At 41.2% G+C, this 19,635-nt stretch carries 9 protein-coding genes; 7 read left to right on the top strand and 2 right to left on the bottom strand.

Annotated features, from left to right (window positions below; translation table 11 throughout):
• Positions 1-170: 170 nt before the first annotated feature.
• The 3 genes from QT327_RS26920 (at position 171) to QT327_RS26910 (ending at position 6,477) form a co-directional block, all read left to right on the top strand.
• Positions 171-3,374, top strand: coding sequence for a SusC/RagA family TonB-linked outer membrane protein (locus tag QT327_RS26920; protein ID WP_289554337.1), 3,204 nt, complete (start codon positions 171-173; stop codon positions 3,372-3,374).
• Between the two features lie 23 nt (positions 3,375-3,397).
• Entirely contained in the window at positions 3,398-4,861 is a 1,464-nt protein-coding gene (locus QT327_RS26915; protein WP_130854830.1) for a RagB/SusD family nutrient uptake outer membrane protein, read from the top strand.
• A gap of 128 nt (positions 4,862-4,989) precedes the next feature.
• Positions 4,990-6,477 (top strand): peptide MFS transporter, encoded by a 1,488-nt coding sequence (locus QT327_RS26910; protein WP_130854831.1) that lies wholly within the window; start codon positions 4,990-4,992, stop codon positions 6,475-6,477.
• Positions 6,478-6,494: 17 nt separating this feature from the next.
• Here QT327_RS26910 and QT327_RS26905 read toward each other — a convergent pair whose 3' ends face one another.
• Positions 6,495-8,918: a TonB-dependent receptor gene (locus tag QT327_RS26905; RefSeq protein WP_149105115.1), complete on the bottom strand. Its 2,424-nt coding sequence runs from the start codon at positions 8,916-8,918 to the stop codon at positions 6,495-6,497.
• A gap of 192 nt (positions 8,919-9,110) precedes the next feature.
• Positions 9,111-10,973, bottom strand: coding sequence for a DUF4859 domain-containing protein (locus tag QT327_RS26900; RefSeq protein WP_130854834.1), 1,863 nt, complete (start codon positions 10,971-10,973; stop codon positions 9,111-9,113).
• 562 nt (positions 10,974-11,535) lie between these two features.
• On the opposite strand from QT327_RS26900, the gene QT327_RS26895 reads away from it, so the two are divergent.
• The 4 genes from QT327_RS26895 to QT327_RS26880 all read left to right on the top strand — a co-directional run bounded on the left by QT327_RS26895 (position 11,536) and on the right by QT327_RS26880 (position 19,605).
• Positions 11,536-14,559 carry a family 43 glycosylhydrolase gene (locus QT327_RS26895; protein ID WP_289554336.1) on the top strand — a complete coding sequence of 1,008 codons (3,024 nt, stop codon included), beginning with the start codon at positions 11,536-11,538 and terminating at the stop codon, positions 14,557-14,559.
• Between the two features lie 4 nt (positions 14,560-14,563).
• Positions 14,564-14,983, top strand: coding sequence for a hypothetical protein (locus QT327_RS26890; protein WP_289554335.1), 420 nt, complete (start codon positions 14,564-14,566; stop codon positions 14,981-14,983).
• A gap of 215 nt (positions 14,984-15,198) precedes the next feature.
• Positions 15,199-18,198 carry a SusC/RagA family TonB-linked outer membrane protein gene (locus QT327_RS26885; protein WP_289554334.1) on the top strand — a complete coding sequence of 1,000 codons (3,000 nt, stop codon included), beginning with the start codon at positions 15,199-15,201 and terminating at the stop codon, positions 18,196-18,198.
• 12 nt (positions 18,199-18,210) lie between these two features.
• Positions 18,211-19,605, top strand: a complete 1,395-nt coding sequence (locus tag QT327_RS26880) for a SusD/RagB family nutrient-binding outer membrane lipoprotein (RefSeq protein ID WP_289554333.1) — start codon at positions 18,211-18,213, stop codon at positions 19,603-19,605.
• Positions 19,606-19,635 lie beyond the last annotated feature (30 nt).

Here is a 19,635-nt window from a genome sequence, read left to right as displayed (position 1 = left end):
AAATCCGGCAAGTAAGGCTTCTCATTTCATTCTACATTTGAAATATAAATGTTTAAATGACATTTATATACTAACGCTATCCAATTATTTGTTTATCAGAACCGAGGAAATCACTGCGAGATCTAACTTTTGTGTATCCACACGATGTATTAACTATAATTTAAATTTGTATGCAGACAAACTACCAAACCAGTAAAAGGCGTCTCAGTTGGACGTTTTTAATGCTGTTGCTATTTTCCGTAATGCGAGTACAAGCGCAGGAACAGATAACAGGACATGTAAAAGATTCGAGAGGACTTCCATTACCAGACGTGAGTATTGTGCAAGACGGAGAGGGTATCGGTACGAAAACTGATGAATCAGGAAAATTTTTACTCAAGTTACCGAAGCTTGGTGTTAAGTTAATCTTCCGATCTATAGGGTATAAGAATTACGAGCTGGTTGTGACCAACTCAAATAATCTTGAAGTAGTGATGGAAGATGATATCGCCGGGTTAGATGAGGTTATGGTTACGGCCTACGGAACGAGCAAAAAATCGTCCTTTACCGGGTCGGCTACCGTCATTGATGCGAAGCAGCTTGAAAACGTAAACACTTCCAACGTTGCGCAAGGCTTGCAAGGTCTTTCCGCAGGTGTGCAGGTCACAAATACTTCAGGACGACCTGGAGCGAACCCAACTATTAACATACGAGGTATCGGATCATTAACGGCAGAAATGGCGCCCCTATACGTCGTCGATGGAGTTCCTTCCGACGTGAATTTAAATGCTTATTCTCCGTCGGACATCGAGTCTATCACCGTGATGAAAGATGCGGCTGCTACTTCGCTTTATGGTTCAAGAGCGGCAAATGGCGTGATTATGATTACCACGAAACGCGGCGCGAGCGGCAAAGCGAGGGTGAATGCACGGGCCGCTTGGACAACTAGTGATTTTGCCGTGAAGTTTCCTGAACGAGTATCTCCCGCCAAACAATGGGAATTGGCGTGGGAAGGCTTGTACAACGATGCGCGAGATTTTGATGGAAAATCCGATGAAGAAGCGCGAGAGTACGCGAGTAACCGGGTACCTTCTGTATTTTGGAATACGACGCCCCTCTATGATGCGAACGGTAACCTGATCAGGAATTATCGTTCGGGTTGGAACATGGATTACCCCGTGGGTTTGGACGGGAAAATAAAGCCGGAAGCGCAACGCTTATGGGATTTTGATCTGTTTGATGAAGCGTTCAACTATCGTTTAAAGCAAGATTACGGAGTGGATTTTAGCGGGGCAATGGGCGAAAATAATACCTATTATGCCTCCTTTTCCTACCTGAATGATAAGGGCGTTCATATCAGCGACGGTTTTAAACGTTACACCGGAAGAGTGGCCTTGAATTCAAAGATCAACGATTGGTTCAGTATGAGTAACTCCATTATGTTTATGAACAGTGCGGATGTAAACGGTGGCTTTGATGCACGGGTGTTTCGTGTGATGCCAACGGAATATTCAGCCTATTTATGGGACTATGAAACCAATTCATATGCGATAAGTCCTTTTACCGGAAAACCGCAACTAGATGAGGGTGTAGCTAACGGTCGTGCCTGGTGGCCTCGATGGAGTGCCTATGGAGCGCTAACAGAAGCAAAAAATAGCCAAACCGATAATTTACAAACTGTATCTGCTCTTACGTTCCGATTGTTAGACGGGTTAAGCCTGAAAACGACTTATTCGTTCCAACTGATTGACAACTTCTATAGTATGTGGAAAAGTCCTGAACGTGAAAATCAGCTGCTTCCATCAGAAGGTTATGTGCAGCGCGACAACTACCGATCTTATTCGCACACAGTTAATAATGTGTTAACTTATGATAAGACCTTCAATAACTTGCACCATATCAACGTACTCGCTGGGCAGGAAATTTATTCTTATACTACTTCTGGTTCTGGAGTAACCCGCTCAGGACTTGCGCTTCCTTACTTTAAAGAAATCTCACTTGCATCTAATGATCCAACTGCGTGGTCAACCTTTGGACGTTATGGTCTCGCCAGTTTCTTTGGTAAAGCGGAATATGATTTTGATAATCGCTTTTATATATCGAGTAGCATTCGTACTGACGGTTCTTCCCGTTTTCATCCTGATCATCGATGGGGACAATTTTATTCTTTAGGTGCTTCTTGGCGTATCTCTGAAGAGTCCTTTATGGAGAATACACAAGACTGGTTACAGAACCTAAAACTGAAAGCCAGTTACGGTGAAGTGGGGAATGATCGCGTAGGAAATTACTATGCTTATCAAGCTTTATATGGGCCAACAAGCTATGTTGGAACTGTCGGTGTACGATTAAATCAGTTGGAGAATGAAAATATAAAATGGGAAACGAATATTCAAACGAATATTGGGCTTGAATTTTCAGTTTTTAACAAACTTTCCGGAAGTGTAGAATATTTCACACGTAAGTCACAAGATCTTTTGTTAAATAGGCCATTGGCCCCTTCTTTAGGAATGGATGCAATTTTAACCAATATTGGAGATGTGCAGAACAAAGGATGGGAGGTAGATCTGAATTATTCAGCCGTCCGAACAAAGGATTTTGATTGGAATGTTTCGTTAAATGCCACTAGCTATAAGAATATAATAACAAGTCTACCAAGCAAAGAGGAGCAATATAGTCAGGGTGTTGCCATTTTTAAATGGAAAGAAGGCGGGTCGCGTTATGATATTTATGCCCCCAGTTTCGCCGGTGTCAACCCCGATAATGGACATAACCAATGGTGGAAATATGAATTTGACGGAAACGGAAATATTATTGGTCAGGAAAAGACAGAAAACTACAATGAAGTGAATGTGAACGAACAACGCATCAATCAGGGTTCTGTATTGCCTGATGTTTTTGGCGCATTCACTAATAATTTTCGATACAAAAGCTTAGATCTTTCCTTTATGCTTTATTATAGCTTCGGTGGTAAGCTATATGATTACAACTACTCAGAAAGTAATGTATTGCGGGAGAATTTTGCCGCCTACGATAATTTGGATCGCCGTTGGCAGAAACCGGGAGATGTAACCGATATCGCGAAGATCTATACGTACCGTACATTTGATGCTTTTGCCAATGCGCGTTACAGCGATCAATATATATTCACTAATAATTTCGTACGCTTGAAAAATGTGATGCTGGGGTATAATTTACCGCAGTCGTTAGTGTCGAAGTGGGGCCTCTCTGCATTAAGGATCTATTTCCGAGGAGATAATCTACTCACCTTTGGCAGTGCAAAAGGCCGTGGTACGGATCCCGAGAACTATGGTAATGGTTTAGTTGGTGTAGTGGATGCTAGTTCAGGTGTTCCTGCATTAAGGAGTTATTCTTTAGGTTTAAACGTGTCTTTTTAAATGAGGCGTAAAAATATAACAAAATGAAATTTATAAATAAAACTTTAATAGGTCTATTGACAACGATGCTATTGCTAAGCACTGGTTGCGAGAAATTCTTGACAGAAGAGCCAACTTCTGATTTGACCAATACAACGGTTCTGCAAGATGTTACCGGTTTGAATTTACTGTTACAAGGTACTTATCGCATGATGCGAGATGGAAACAATGGAAGCAGTGATAATCCAGCGACATCTAGTCCTTTAGGAATTAAATTGTTATCAACCGTTTCAGGTTTGGATATGATGGTCAATCAAGAGCAGGTAGGTAATAATTGGTACTTCTATACTTATAGTAACCAACGTTACGATGCGACTAGCGGTGTCACATCTACGATGTGGACTACCATGTATAGGGTTATCAATAATACCAATATTATCTTAGAGAATGTGGACCAAGCAATAGGAGGGCAGTCAGAGAAGAACGCAATTAAGGGACAGGCCTTGGCTTTACGAGCCCGTTGTTATTTTAATTTGGTTCGTATGTATCAACACACATACATCATTGCTAAGGATAAGCCAGGTGTCCCTCTACAATTAACTTCCGATTTAAATCCAAAAGCGAGAGCAACCGTAGAAGAAGTCTACAATCAAATCATTGCTGATCTAACTAACGCTGAAACTTTATTAATAGACTTTAATCGCCCTAGTATTAATTATTACAATGTTGACGTTGTCAATTTTCTTTTGGCAGAAGTGTATCTTACCATCGAAGACTGGGTTAATGCACAAAAATATGCCAATAGAATCCGTACAAACTATGAATTGATGACGACGGGTGAATATAAAGCAGGCTTTTCTTCACCTAATAAAGAGTGGGTTTTGGGTTATGAACAAGGTTCGCAAGATTACTGGTGGTATGATTCGCCTGCCTGTTGGTTTGATTTTGGACAAAATAATGCGCCTTGGCAGGCCGAACAAATTTTACCATCCAATTATTTTGTTGAGGTAATAATGAAAGATGATCCACGAGCCCTTTTTATTGAAAATCCGTTGTACCCCGGGAAATATGCTGCCACGAAATTCCGGGAATTGCGGGACGAGCCTCCATATGGCCACCTTTACGATTTTCGGGCAGCAGAAATGTATTTGGTAGAAGCAGAAGCAGCAGCAAGACAAAATGATTTACAAACTGCTTTACAAGTGTTAAATACCCTACAGCAAGAACGAGGCGCAGCGGTAACGAGCACCTCGAGTCAAGAAGCGTTAATCGATGCCATTTTACTGGAACGGCGAAAGGAAATGTGGGGGGAAGGTCTTGAATGGTTCGATATTCTGCGCTTGCAATTATCGGTGGAACGGACAAGTGCACAAGGGCATTATCAAAATGTCAGCGTTCCAAAAAACTCCAATAAACTGATTCTCATGATACCTGAAAAAGAAGTGATTAACAACAGATCATTGGAGCAGAATCCAAACCCAAGCCAAGTCCCGGTGTTTGTTCCGTAGTTTGAAAAAGTATATTTTGAGCGTATATCTATCAGTTGTAACATAAAAACAACTGATAGATTTTTATTTGTTAACGGGATAATTATTTACATTCGTCCTAATTTTATCGTCAAATCCAAATACATGTTATGCCTCCAACAACTTTAGAGGAAATCCAAAATTTTGAAGGAAAATATCCAAAACAACTCTGGTATCTCTTTACCGTAGAAATGTGGGAACGCTTTTGCTTTTATGGTATGCGAGGGATATTGGCCCTGTTTATGGTGGATCAATTGGCTTTAAATGATCGGGAAGCGAACCTCAAATATGGTGCTATCCAGGCTTTTGTGTACGCCTTCACTTTTATGGGGGGCATCGTAGCGGATAAAGTCTTAGGTTTTAATAAATCCCTGATTTTTGGCGCTTTGGTAATGATTGCAGGTAGTACTTTAATTGCTATTTCACCAAATCATTTCTTTTATATTGGAATTTCCTTATCTATTATTGGTACAGGCTTTTTTAAACCCAATATTTCTTCGATGGTTGGTCAGCTATACAAACCCACCGACACACGGAGAGACGCTGGTTTTAGTATGTTTTACGCGGGTATTAATATTGGATCGTTTTTGGGCGGTATCCTGTGCGTTTATCTTGGAAAATACGTGAATTGGAGTTCCGCCTTTGCTGCGGCAGGTGGGGTAATGTTGATCGGACTCATTACTTTTCATTTCTCAAAAAAACAATTGGGCCCCATTGGTTTATCGCCGCTGTTACATCAACCAAAAGGAAAACGTAGACGCAATGAAATACTCGTTTATTTTCTAGCCTTACTGGCGATCCCCTGCATCTTGATCATGATTCAAAACACGCAGTATACCGACCTTTTTATGTATACAATCGGTCCGATAGCGCTAATATATTTCTTTTATGAATGGTTCAAACTGTCGGATAAGCGGTTTCGGTACCCTCTGTTAGCGGCACTGATCTTCATTATCGCTTATATTTTCTATATCGCATTCTTTGAGCAAATGGGTGGTTCTTTGAGTTTGTTCGCGGCTAATAATTTAAAACATGAGCTCCTTTTCTTCCAAATCGATCCCAACATGATCAATAATTCATCGGGAGCGCTCTTTATTGTACTTTGTAGCTCGCCCTTGGGAATGTTATGGATTTGGATGGCGAAGAAGAAGATCGAGCCCAATACCTTAATTAAGTTTGGCATCGGATTCTTTTTACTGGCTATCGGATTCTATTTGTTTTTCGCAACTCGGTTTTATGCAAATGAACAGGGTAAAACTTCTTTGAATATTTTTACACTTGCTTGGTTTTTTATCACTTTGAGTGAGCTATGCATAGGTCCAATCGGAATGTCTGTCATCACTAGATTGTCTCCCCAAAAGCTGACGGGTATGATGATGGGACTTTGGTTCCTAGGGAGCGCTTACGGGCAATATGTTGCCGGTTTATTGGGCGCGGATATGTCCATTACCGATGAAAAGGCCTCTTTATATGATAAGTTATTGGCCTATACGGAAGGTTATAAGCAATTAGCCTTATATGCCGTATGGATAGGTATTGGCTTGATACTGATTAACCCCATCATGAAGCGTATGATGCGCGCTAAATCCGGAGGTTAATCAGTCATGTAATCGATCTAAAACTTATAACTAAAGCTGGCAGCGAAGTTGCGGAGCCTCTGTGGGTTAACCGACCAATAACCTATATAATATTCCTTATTGGTGATGTTATTTAGGTTAAAGGATATGCGATAATGTGTTTGGTTATAAAACAGCCCTGCATTGAGTAATACATAACTTGGTAAATCAAATTCGCCCGTTATACTACTATCAATTACCCGATATTTACCAGCATAATTACCTCCGACGCCAACACCGAAATGCTGTAATTTCCCGCTTGTGAACCGATAACTTGCCCATAAATTCGCAAGGTTTTGTGGACCTTGACCTCCAATCGCGCGGCCGGGTTCACTATAAAAATCCGCTTCATCACCTGCTATAACCTCGGTTTTATTGTAACTATATCCAGCAATTAGATTGAGCCCCTGCATGGGGTTGGCATTCACTTCAACCTCAAAGCCCTTACTCTGAACTTTACCTCCCTGTAATGAGTTGTTTACATTAGCGGGATCCGGCGATACCCTATCTGACACCTTAATATTATATACAGATACGGTGGTATTTAAACGTTCATTGAACAAATCGGTTTTTATACCATACTCGAATTGATTAGCCTGCTCAGGTTTAAACGATTTTATGCGCGGATTACTTCCATCGGGATCAGCAACTGAACGAGGGGCTACATTGATAAAAGCGTTCATATAATTGGCAAAAAGGGACACCTTATCCAAAATAGGTTGATAAACTAGGCCAAACTTTGGAGATAATGCTGTCTGGTTAAAATCATCTTCCAGGTCGCTTTTTTCCCCTTTTGAAACGAAATGATCAACCCGTAAGCTTGCCATTGCCGATAGTGCGGGTGTAATGTTCAATACATCGGAGACATACGCACTATACGAACTGTTACTCACATTACTGTTGGCACCCCCCGTGCCTGCTAGAATCTGGTCAACGAAAGCGCGCGAGAGGTAAACAGGTGCAATCGTGTCAGTGGTACCCGGTTTGATATATTCCACTTCTGCTTGTTGTGGGGTAACTTTTCTTACGGCCGCTGTGCCTGAGCCATTATCAATAACATTTCGGCTAAAGTAGTTTAATCCTACCAATAAGCGATTCCGAAGTCCAACAATGTTGAAGTCGCCGTTAAAGTTTTGCTGAATATTGGTTACACTGGTTGTTTGTCTTTCTTTATGAAAAAATTGGTCAAAATACGAATCGCTGATTCCGTCGTCCCAGATATAGGTGTAATAACCATCAGACTTCACAGTCCCTCTTGAAATAGCCGTTTGCGAAGTCCATTGTTCTGATATTTTGTAGAGCATTTGACCCTGTAGATTAAATCGTGGATTTTTAATGGTCATGTCATTATTGGTAAATGATAGATCATTATTCAAGTTAAGTTCTTCGAGCGATTTAAATGGTAGCGGTCCGGTACGGTCTGAATGAAAAAATACAGGTGGAACGGCACGCTCTTCTTCAAGAATTTCTGCCATCAAATGGAAAGACAGTCGATCGTTTACCTCATAAACCAACGATGGAGCTATGAAAAAGGACTTCTTGAAACCCGCATCTTGGAAGCTGTTTTCATCGTGATAGGCTGTATTGATGCGCAGCGCTATTTTTTCTGTTTTACTTAAAGGGGTATTAATATCTGCTGTTACCCTGTTTAGTCCGTAACTTCCCATTTGATAAGTGATCTCACCACCGAATTCATAATATGGTTTCTTGGTGATCGTATTGATCATCCCTCCATAACTGTAGAAGCTGCCGCCGAATAAGGTGGCTGAAGGTCCTTTGATCACTTGTATTTCTTCGATATTGATGGGGTCGAGGTTTCCACTCGTTAAGCCTGGTAAACCATTGTACATAATGGGTTGAGAGTCAAACCCCCTTAATGCAAAGTAAGAGGCTCCATCACCCGCCCGCCCTGTTGATTCCCAAGTACGCGTAATGCCCGGTACATTGCGTAAAGCATCGTCAAAGTTGGTAAGCCCTTGTTCTTTCATCGTCTCTGATGATACGATGCTATATACTTGCGGGTTCTCCAATTTCTTAAGCGGCATTCGTGCAACGTAATTGTCCTTTTTATTTAGATTTTTAGTGGACACAAGCACTTCTTGCAAGGTAGCGGCGTTTTCCGCCAACGAAAAATTTATTGTTAAGGGACTGCCTGGTTTTACCTCGATCGTTTTTTCCTGTTTTTCTAGTCCTACAGAAGTTACTTTAAGCACATAGGACCCAGGAGTAACGCCCTTTATAGAATAACTGCCGAATTTGTCCGTTACCGCTCCGAGGTTAGTACCATTTACGGTGATACTCACCAATTCGGCAGGTTTTCCGTCCGAAGTACGGATGGTACCGTTTATACTGGTGACTTGGGCGAGGGCCGAGCCGTAAGTCCATAAAAAGATAAAAATAAAGAAAGTAAACCTTTGTAGCATGGGTGTTTAGATTTTTGGGAGCAAATATATTATTTAAAATAAGTCTAAACAATCTATTTTAAATTATTCTAAATAAACATGTTCTATTCGATGAAGTTTACACTCCATAGGAAGAGGAAAATCTTTTAGTATTGGCTTAGCGGTGAGTTATTAGCATAAAGAGGAGTGTCCGAGAACACTCCTCTTTACAGTTTATTCGATGTTAATTTTGAATACAAATGTAGCTTGCGCCGTTTTTCCTGGTTCATATTCGTAAACTAAGGCCTGTTTCACCGTATATTGGTTGCCTGGAGTCGAATGACCGGGATATTGTCCTATTGAAAAAGTAAAATTTGTGGCATTAAACTCCGAGAAAACTTTTGCGTCATTTCCCCAATTAATAACATTGCCGTTTGCATCGAACCAGTGTCCATAGCCATTGGCGGTCGTCGTCGCATTTAAATTTCCATTGCTCTCCACTGCATAGAATTTAACGCTACTTCCCATTAATTGTGTGATCTTGCCAGGTTGTAGTACAAAAGCTTGGGCAAGAGGAGTTACGTCTATCGAGACGGTCTTACCCGAGTAATTCACAGTATCTCTCGGAAAGCTTACATTATAGGTAAATGTAGTGTCCTTTGGTGTGGCATCCTCTTCTAGATCGATATGATTGATGAGTGTAGTGTTTGTAAACTTAACTTTATACGGCCACTGTTCATCATTGTTTTCGTCTTCATCCCAAGGATGTACTGCATAGGTACTAGGTGCTCCTGTTACAACAAACCATAGCTTTGCACAGTTTTCGGGAATGGTAAAATTCACTGTCTTATTAATACCCTGCTCCATGTTCCCATATACGCGGGCTCCATTAGCTAATAAAGCTACGTAACCGTACCGCCAACCTGCGCGCGAAGCGTCCACCGTATTATACCCTGTCGCATTAGGTAGACCCATGAACGCCGTTGATATTTGTGTTCCGGCAGCGGGTACCTTCAGTGGTATGATATTATAACCGGATGTGCCTGGGCAATGGTCATAAGCAACTTGAAAACTGCCATCGGCAAGTTCATTAAAATTGAAGCTATGAGCTCCAATGTAATTTTTTCCGTTTTCCCGCAAAGCATCTAAGTCCCATGTGGCAAATTTTGCTGCTGCGTCATATAATTCATCGTTTAATTGCGCATTGGAAATACCGGTTATCCGCATATAAGCTTGTATCGGGTCTTCCGGCTGTTGTGCTTCACGCCAGATTCTCCCAATGATGTCAATGCCATGCTTATTTGCCCAATAGTAATGGATGAAATAACTTGCATAACGTTGCCATTCATGATGAATATGCCGATGATAGTTTTGCGTGTAAACGGTGAAATTGTGTGAAGAGAACGCTTCCAACGGATAGCTTTGATAGGCTTGCCATTGCGCGGTCTGTTCCCAAAAACCGTTTCCTCCATTGCCACCAAAACCATATCGGAAACCCGAACCACCGCCTAAATCGCAATGAACCTGATACTGAAAACTATGCCCTATTTCATGAGCGATGGTGGAACCAACGGGTTGTGAGGTGCCCGGACTTATCCAGAGCGCGCCGATTACGTCATCGTAACCGGAACCTGTTGCTAACCATTCGTCTTGGTAATAAAGGAAAATCATCATCTTATATTTGTCGAGATTCGATTTACCCTTACCACGCTCAGCAAATTTTAATACATTGATATTTAAATCATAAAAAGATTCAGCTTTAGTTAGCAAATCATCGATATTGACCCGATATTTAGAGGGAATATCGGTTGAATTTGGATCGTTATCTCCATATTTTGCTCCCCAAAAGACAATGAAGTGTTCTGATTGCCTGCTACGAGGATAACACCAGGTGCTCGTCGTATCATTGAAGTCCATATGTTGGAATTCTTGCGGAATATAAATTGCTAAACTATCGACCTCCTCTCCGGGAACCGGATGAAAAGGATTTTTCTTACATGAAAGAACAGTGGCGAGCATAAGAAGGCAAATGAAAAATGGAACTAGCATAGCTAATCGAAAGTGCCCCACCTTCTCTGAAATGTTGATTTTTTTCATAAATAATAATAAAACTTACGTTAAACTTTGATTTTAATACTTTGGCCAATGTTGATTCTTCCATCCTTGTAGCTTGTGAAGGAAGAAGGATAAAAAGGGGTCATGAACTGTTGTGCATTGCTCATTAATTTAGTGTTACATAATAATAATCACTACTGTTTCGGATTCTGTAGTGCTTGCCTTAGTTTGAACTTAATTTATAATTGGGTATGAGCTCAGTTTATAAATGTTTTGTTGACATTTATTTGCGTTGTACGAAATTAATGACTTGCTGGCAGTTAAAACTAAAAGTATTTTAACCAATAGTAACCATTTATTTGCCAGCTATCTATTTTCGTTTCTATCGAACGTTGGTAGAAAAATAAAATAACTGTTTTAAAGACATTTATTGTTAAAAAAAGACAATAGTCTGTTAATATCTGGATGGTTGTCCATTCGCTAAGACCTTAACTTTGGTTTTTACAGTGTAAAAAGGCCTAAATAGTTGGTTTATGTTTGTTTAATTGATGTGGAAAGCCATCTCTATGGGCAAGAGATGGCTCTTCCTTATTTTTAGAATATAATGGATAAAAAAGAGATTTTTGTTTTCTTTCTACTTCTTTGTTCGCTTAGTGGATTTACGCAAGCGCTAAGGCAGAACTCGCCAAGGACTGGAAATCCCATCATACCGGGTTATTTCGCTGATCCAACTATAAAGAAATGGGGTGATACTTATTATATTTATGCCACGACGGATGGGAACGGCTTCGGATTGGGGCCATCTCAAGTATGGAAATCCAAAGATTTTGTGAACTGGTATATGGAGCCGATGAATTGGCCGAATACACCGATTTATTGGGCGCCGGATGTGAATAAAGCAAGTGATGGCAATTATTATATGTATTATAGCCAACCTTGCGAACTATATGGAGCCTCATCGAATTCGCCAACGGGCCCATGGACTCCGCTATTACCGGGAACCGAGGCAGTGATCCCGAATTATCTTGTACCCAATGTGATTACTTTAGACGGCCAAACCTTTCGGGATGATGATGGTAAAATGTATATGTTTTGGGGTACCTGGGGAATTTATCCGAATAGTGGTTGTGGCATGGGGTTGTTGAATGCCGATATGAAATCTTTTGCGAAAACGGGGATCATTCCAAATACCATTGCAAAAGACTTTTTTGAAGCACCTTTTATGTTTAAGCGAAATGGAATTTATTATTTAATGTACAGCGCTGAACATTGTGAAGATGCAAGTTATAAGGTCCATTATGTAACGAGCAAAGAGGGACCCATGGGCCCTTTTGTATATGGCAAAAACAGTCCGGTATTAGTTACTAATGAAGACGGTACCGTACATGGTCCCGGGCATAACAGTGTATTGCAGGAAGGCGATAATTTTTACATCGTTTACCACCGACATAACAATCCACACAGTGGAGGTGGTTTTCACCGACAAATAGCCGTAGATAAGCTTGAGTTCGACGAAGAGGGAAGTATAAAAAAAGTTGTGCCTACACATCAAGGTATCGGCGCGTTGGCAAAAAATACCATTCAAGCCATAAATTTAGCATTTGGTAAACAGATAAGTGCTTCTTCTGTGTATAGCGATGATTTTAGAGCTGACTATGCGGCCGACGATAATAATGGGACGCTCTGGAAAGCCGCCGATAATATGCATGAAGCATGGTGGCAAGTGGATTTAGGAAAAGAAGAATGTATACGGAGCGTCTTAACTCAGTTTGAATACGCTACGTGGTACTATCAATACCTGATGGAATATTCTAACGATGGGCAGCGTTGGAAAGTTTTTGCAGACCGCACCCAAAATACGCAATGGGGTAGCCCGATGAAAGATTACGGCGATGTAAAAGCCCGTTATTTTCGAATCACCATAAAAAACACTCAGTTATCTGGACTTAATAGGGCTATCTGGAACGTAAAGATATTTAGCGAACCTCGTATTGCTTATGAAGAAGGAAAACTGTCGACACCGCAAGCTCCGGTTGGAAAGCAAGAAAGTCTGGGTCTGCTGGTCGACCTAGAGGCAGAAAAATATGCCCTACATACTGCAGATAAAAAGGTGGCTAACAAAGGTGTGTTAGGCGGCCTTTTTCGGGTAAAAAACGGAAGCTACACGATTGATTTGGTGCAGGGAAGAAAAGCTTTTGTTTTTGACGGACAAAGTTATTGGCAATCTGAAATGGCGCTCCCTCCAACCGTAGGAGGAAACAGTAGTTTCACCATCAGCGCATGGATAAATAATCCAAACATCGCGAAAGAAGAACCAATTATTCAATGGGCATCTGGCGGGAGGGACTTGACAAATGCATCATTGGGCTATGGATCCGATCCGGCCGTCGGGGGAGTAGTACATGGGGGGTGGGCTAATTTGGCTTTCAAGGATATCCCAAGTCCTAACAAATGGCATCACGTGGTGCTTGTTTTTGATGGTACGGAAGAGCGATTATATGTCAATGGCAAGTTAGAGAATCGCGGTAACCGCATGCTTTTTCTGGAAAGATCTGCCGATATATTAATTGGAACAGACAGACGTTTACAGCACTTCTTCAGTGGCGCCATTGCTTCGCTAAAAATGTACGACTATGCTTTAACGACGCAAGAGATTGAAAAATTACGGATTAGCGCTAAAAAGAGCGCGTATGTTGGATCGTTTGAAGCGAAAGATTTAGTGTTTGGAAAAGTGAAGACTTGGATAAATAAAGGCTATGGTAAATCAGGAATAGAGCTTCAAAATCAGGACGCTGAACTACTCGCTTACAAAGGGCAAATGGCGGTATACATAAAGAACGGGAGGGACGCGTTGCTTCCTTATTTAAAATCTACGCTTGATAGTTTGGCTTATTATAGCCTTGTTTTGGTATACGCAGATGGTAAACGGAAGACGAAGGATACCTGGGCATTAACGGCCCTCGTGAAACAGCGCGATGGGCTTTATTATTACCATTCGGATAAATGGGAAAAACGAAATGAGCTGAATGCGGAACTCATGAAAATGATTCCCTCAAAAGGCATTTATCTAAAATCGCTTCATTTATTGAATGAGGCTAAAGATGAAAACGAGTTAAAGCGCTGGGCAGATTCCGTGCTGAATCTAAAGCCGGACAAGCAGATTAATCCAACATATACGATTCATCCAAAATGGGTATCGGAGGAACTGGCTTTTATGGAGGTAGACACTTCGCTGGCGAATCGGGGTTATCAATTTAGTTTTCAAAATATAAATAACGACAGTACAAGTACAGCCTGGCAATCAACCACCCACTACCTTGCACAAGATTTGAATAAAACAGAAAAGCGAGCTTTTCGGTTTTTTGTAAAAAACCGTTACGGCTTTGTATGGAGTTCACAACAAATTTCGCTAAAGGATGTCGAAAAAAACCGATTTACTAGTATGCGAGAGGGCTTAGACCTCGAAAAGGATTTTGCCGGTCAGTATAATTGGGATGGTATGGAAGGAGGTTCGGCCGATAGTTTAACGATGCGGCAAGGCCAAGGCGTTGTTGAACTGGCTTCGGCAAAAACAGCTTGGGACGGTAGTAGTAATCGAGGGCCCTTTTATATAAAATATATCCGGTAACTTTTTGATGCAACTAAAAGTGAACGATTTGTCCGGTCTACAGCAACGCAAGCCATTGGGTCCAAATGAAGTGGGTTTGATGGTTCGTTATGTGAATGAAGAAAATGAACAGTTATTGCAAAATGGGGTGATGCTTGGTTGGGGAATAGGCAATATTGTAACGGACCTAGACCATAGGAGAAAACAACAGCATAATAATACCGGTTTCGACTTCTATCCTTATCTGCAAATTCAGCGAGAAGGTAGGTTAATCTTTGTTCGGGGAAGTAAAGATGGTAAAATATGGGTTGATTTTCCAGGAAGCCCGTATGTTAAGCCAAAATGGCTTGATAAAGTGCTGCAAGTAGGTCCATATCAAGCTAGTTATTCAGAAAAATATGGTTATGGACGTCTGTCTGATTTTAATTTGTATGAATTTCACTAGTTGTTGCTAATAATACACTTTTTCATCTGTTTTATTGTGGATGGTAGTTGGTTGTTGGTGTAAAATAACTAATAAAATAGCTTTTTTTTTGATTTTATGTTAATATTCGGTTTGTTGTAGTTAATTTTTGATAATAATTCGAGGGGTTTATGTAATAGTTTTGTTAAAGTCCAGAAAAAAATAGGTAATAGCAACAAAACCAACACGAATTAATCATGAAAATCAACTATTTAATTGCCTTCATCGTAAGCTTATGGGCTTTTTTAGATGTGCAGGCGCAAACCAAGACATTAAAAGGAGCGGTAGTAGACCAATCCAAGACCCCTATCCCAGGGGTGTCTATTAAATTATCCGGAACTGCGCAAGGCACTTCCACCGATGTAAATGGGGTCTTTACCATCGATTACCGGCCGGGAGCTGTTTTGAAAATTACAGCGCTAGGCTATCGGCCGCAAGAGATCACCCTTACTGCGCAATCGGTTTTAAACATTACACTTGAAGAGGATAATCAAACCTTGAATGAAGTAGTTGTAACAGCTTTAGGAATAAAAAGAGAGAAAAGGCAGTTAACCTATAGCACGCAGGAGGTTTCAGGGGCAGATATTGCCAAAACAAAAGAACCGAACCCACTTAATGCATTAACAGGAAGAGTTTCGGGTGTACAGATTACTTCTTCTTCCGGGCAACCGGGAAGCTCCTCGCGTATTGTCATTCGTGGTACGAGTTCATTAACCGGAAATAACGAGGCCTTGATCGTGGTCGATGGGGTTCCTATAAATAATGATCAAACGGCTACAAATGGTAATGGAAGTGGTATCAGTCGTTTCTCAGATATCGATCCGGCCATCATTGAAAGCATTAATGTGCTGAAAGGATCGGCCGCTTCGGCCCTATATGGATCAAGTGCCGCACGTGGTGTAGTTATCGTTACTACCAAAAATGGTAATAAAGAGCAGAAGCCAAGTTTTAATTTTAGCACACAATTTTCGCTTGATAAGGCAATTTATCCACAAGTACAATCGGTTTACGCACAAGGCGATCGCGGAGTGTATTGGAATGGAGTGGATAACGATCAGAAAACAAGCTTGGTTTGGGGCCCCCGCTTGGATACGTTGATGGTAGACGGTAAACCGGTACGTAATGTGAATCCAATGGATGCGTTTTTCCAAACAGGCAAGACCTATACAAATACATTAAGCGTACAAGGGGGAACAGATAAATCTAATTATTTTATGTCTTATTCCTACCTGGATCAGGAAGGTACAATACCAACTACGAACTATAAAAGACATGCGGCCTTTGCTAAATTCAGCAATAAGATCTATGATAATTTTACAGCCACTTTCCAGTTCAATTATGTCGCTACAACGGCGCATAGAACCCCGGAGGGTTACGGTTTAGAAGCACCCTTATGGACCGTGTATACGGCTCCTTTTTCCTGGGACCCTTTGCCTGCTACCAATGACGATGGTACACAACGTGTTTTCCGCTACTCCCGCAATAACCCTTACTGGTCTTTAGAAAATGTATATAATGATGTGCGTGGAAATCGTTTTATCCCAATCGCTACTTTTAATTATACGCCTACAGACTGGTTAACCATTACAGAACGCTTAGGGGCAGATATATACTCCGAGCAATCCAAATACCATGAAGCTCCTAGTATACCGGTGGGAACTACCGGCGTCTTACGCGACCGCAATAATAACTATCGGCAATTCAACCACGATTTGATCGCCGAGGCGCGTAAACAGATAGGAGAAGATCTAGAGGTAAGTATGTTGCTGGGCAATAATGTGTTCGCCACATATGATCAGCTCTATCAATTGGAAGGAACAGGAGGATTTACTGTTGATGATTTTGACAATATCAGTAATACCGAAAATCAGATAAGTACGGAAAATTATAGACGCTTCCGTCGCGTATCTTTTTACGCACAACCCACGGTTGATTACAAAAAAATGTTAACGCTTTCGCTTACGGGACGGATGGAACAAAGTTCCGTGTTTGATAAAGCAAACCGAACCTATTATTATGGATCGGTGTCGGGAGGTTTTGTGTTTTCCGAACTTTTAAAAGAACAAACTCCCTGGCTAAGCTTTGGTAAGTTGCGTGCTTCTTACTCAAAGGTGGGTAATGATAATGTACGTGCATACGCCACTTCGACAGTATACAACACGGCAACTAATTTTCCCTTTAACGGTGTGCCGGGATTTTTAATCAGTGGCGACTTAGGTAACACGAACCTGAAGAATGAAACAACCACCGAGCTTGAAATCGGTCTGGAAACCCAGTTTCTAAAAAATCGCATCGGCTTGGAGTTTAATTATTTTGATCGAGACCATACAGACCTCCTATCGTATATTACCTTAGCGAATTCTACCGGCTATCGCAATTCCTATATCAATGCCGGGAGTATGTATAACAGGGGAATTGAGGCTTTGTTAAATGTAACACCGGTTAAAAGTGAAGATTTTTCCTGGGACTTCACCTTCAACTTCACCAAAATAAAAAACAGGGTAACGGAACTTTATGGCGGTGCCGATCAAGTGCAGATTGGACAGACTTTTGCATTTACCGGTGACCCTTATGGCACGTTCTACGCTCCGGGCTATAGTTACAACGAGGCTGGGCAAAAATTAATAGATGATACCGGCTTACCTGTTATTGGACCGTCCCAAAAAATAGGGAATATTCAACCCGATTGGTTGGCAGGCTTAAACAACAGCTTTACCTATAAAAATTTGAATTTGAGCTTTTTCTTCGATATGCGAAAGGGAGGGGATATTATGAACTCGGATGATCGTTATGGGTTCTTTTATGGCACACCGAAGGCAACCGAGAATCGTGAAGACCGCATAGTGGAAGGAGTGAACATAAATACAGGCCAACCAAATACGGTTACTGTGTCGGCTCAGGATTACTATCAGCGACTGAATGCGATCTATGAAGCGGCTGTGCAGGATGGTACCTATGTAAAACTGCGTAATGTAAACTTAACCTACAATTTTCCTGAAAAATGGATCAAGAAAACACCTTTCCAACGGGCTTCATTAACAGCAACCGGACGGAATTTGTGGATATATGCCCCACATTTTACGGGTTCTGATCCCGAGGTAAATAGTTATGGATCCGGGAACGATGCTTTGGGTTTGTACGGAAATTCTGCCCCAACTTCCAGATCGTATAATTTCACGCTATCCCTTACCTTTTAATTGATTAGAAAGATGAAAAAGTCAATTCCTTATATCATACTCGTTGCATCATGCTTGTTTTCCAGCTGTGAGAAATTTTTGGATGTCAATGAAAATCCGAATGAACCTTCATCGGTACAGGAATCATTGTTATTGCCTGCTATCGAATATAATTTGGTGCACAATGTGGTTGCTGGCTGGGCATCTATTGATGCGGCTCATTTTATGCAGCTGATTGCTTTGAATCAGGCACCACCCAATGTAGGCACTTATTTGTTAAATCCGGCGGATTTGAATGATACCTGGCGTTATACCTATACGGATTGTTTGGAGAATCTTAAATTGATGAAAGAACAGGCGGACGAGAAAGGTAATACCATTTATAGCGGAATAGCCAGTGTTTTAACTGCATATACCCTTGCGTATGCTACCGATATGTGGGGGGATGTCCCCTATTCGCAAGCATTAAATGCTACGGAAACTTTTACACCCGCATATGATAGTCAAGAAATGATCTACAATACGATTCAGAGCTTGTTGGATGAGGGTATTGCCAGTTTACAGACAGCTGGTGGAACACTACCAAGCAACAGGGATTTTTTCTACCAAGGAAATACCACGCAATGGATTAAGGCAGCTTATACCCTAAAGGCCCGTTATTATATGCACCTTACAAAAGCGCCAAATCATACCGCAACTGCGCAGGCTCAATTAGCGTTGAGCGCCTTAGAAAATGGTATGCAAAGTAATGCAGACGATTTGCGTTTAGTGTACGATGGTACAGCGGGCAAAGAGAATAGGTGGTACAGAAATTTTCTGCCCGTTGAGACTATTATTTTATCGTCAAAAACCGTTGATTCATTGGTAAGTCGAAATGATCCGAGAATAACACAACTGATTACCCGCTCAAAGCAGAATAATACCTATTTAGGTCGTGTTATTGGCTCATCTGGTATTGGTTCGCTGGAATCTTATTCTTTAGGCGGCTCATTTTACGCAAGTGCTAATTCGCCGTTAAACCTCATTAATTATCGGGAAGCATTACTGTTGAAAGCGGAAGCTACTTTAATCCTATCAGGAGCAGAGGCAGCAGCACCCATATATCAGCAGGCTATTGAAGCAGATATGGCTCATATTGGTGTTTCGTCTAGCACCGCAATCGCAGCCTATTTAGCAAGCAGAGGAAATATCAATGCTGACAATGCTTTGTCATACATTATGGAAGAGAAAGCCATTGTCAATTTTCTGTCGCCGGAAATTTTCAACGATTGGCGTAGAACGGGTTATCCGGCAATAAATAAAGTGCAAAACGCAGTTTCTGATATTCCACGGAAAATGCTATACCCATTAAATGAGTTAACCAATAATCCGCAACCACAGCATAATGGCGATGCGCTCACGAAGCGTGTTTGGTGGGATGCTCAATAAGTTGTCATTTTTTAGCGTCAAATCTTTGAT

Source organism: Olivibacter sp. 47, assembly GCF_030372825.1.
GTDB lineage: Bacteria > Bacteroidota > Bacteroidia > Sphingobacteriales > Sphingobacteriaceae > Olivibacter > Olivibacter oleidegradans.
Note: the sequence above shows the minus strand (reverse complement) of the source record. Positions and strands in the feature narration are given on the sequence as shown.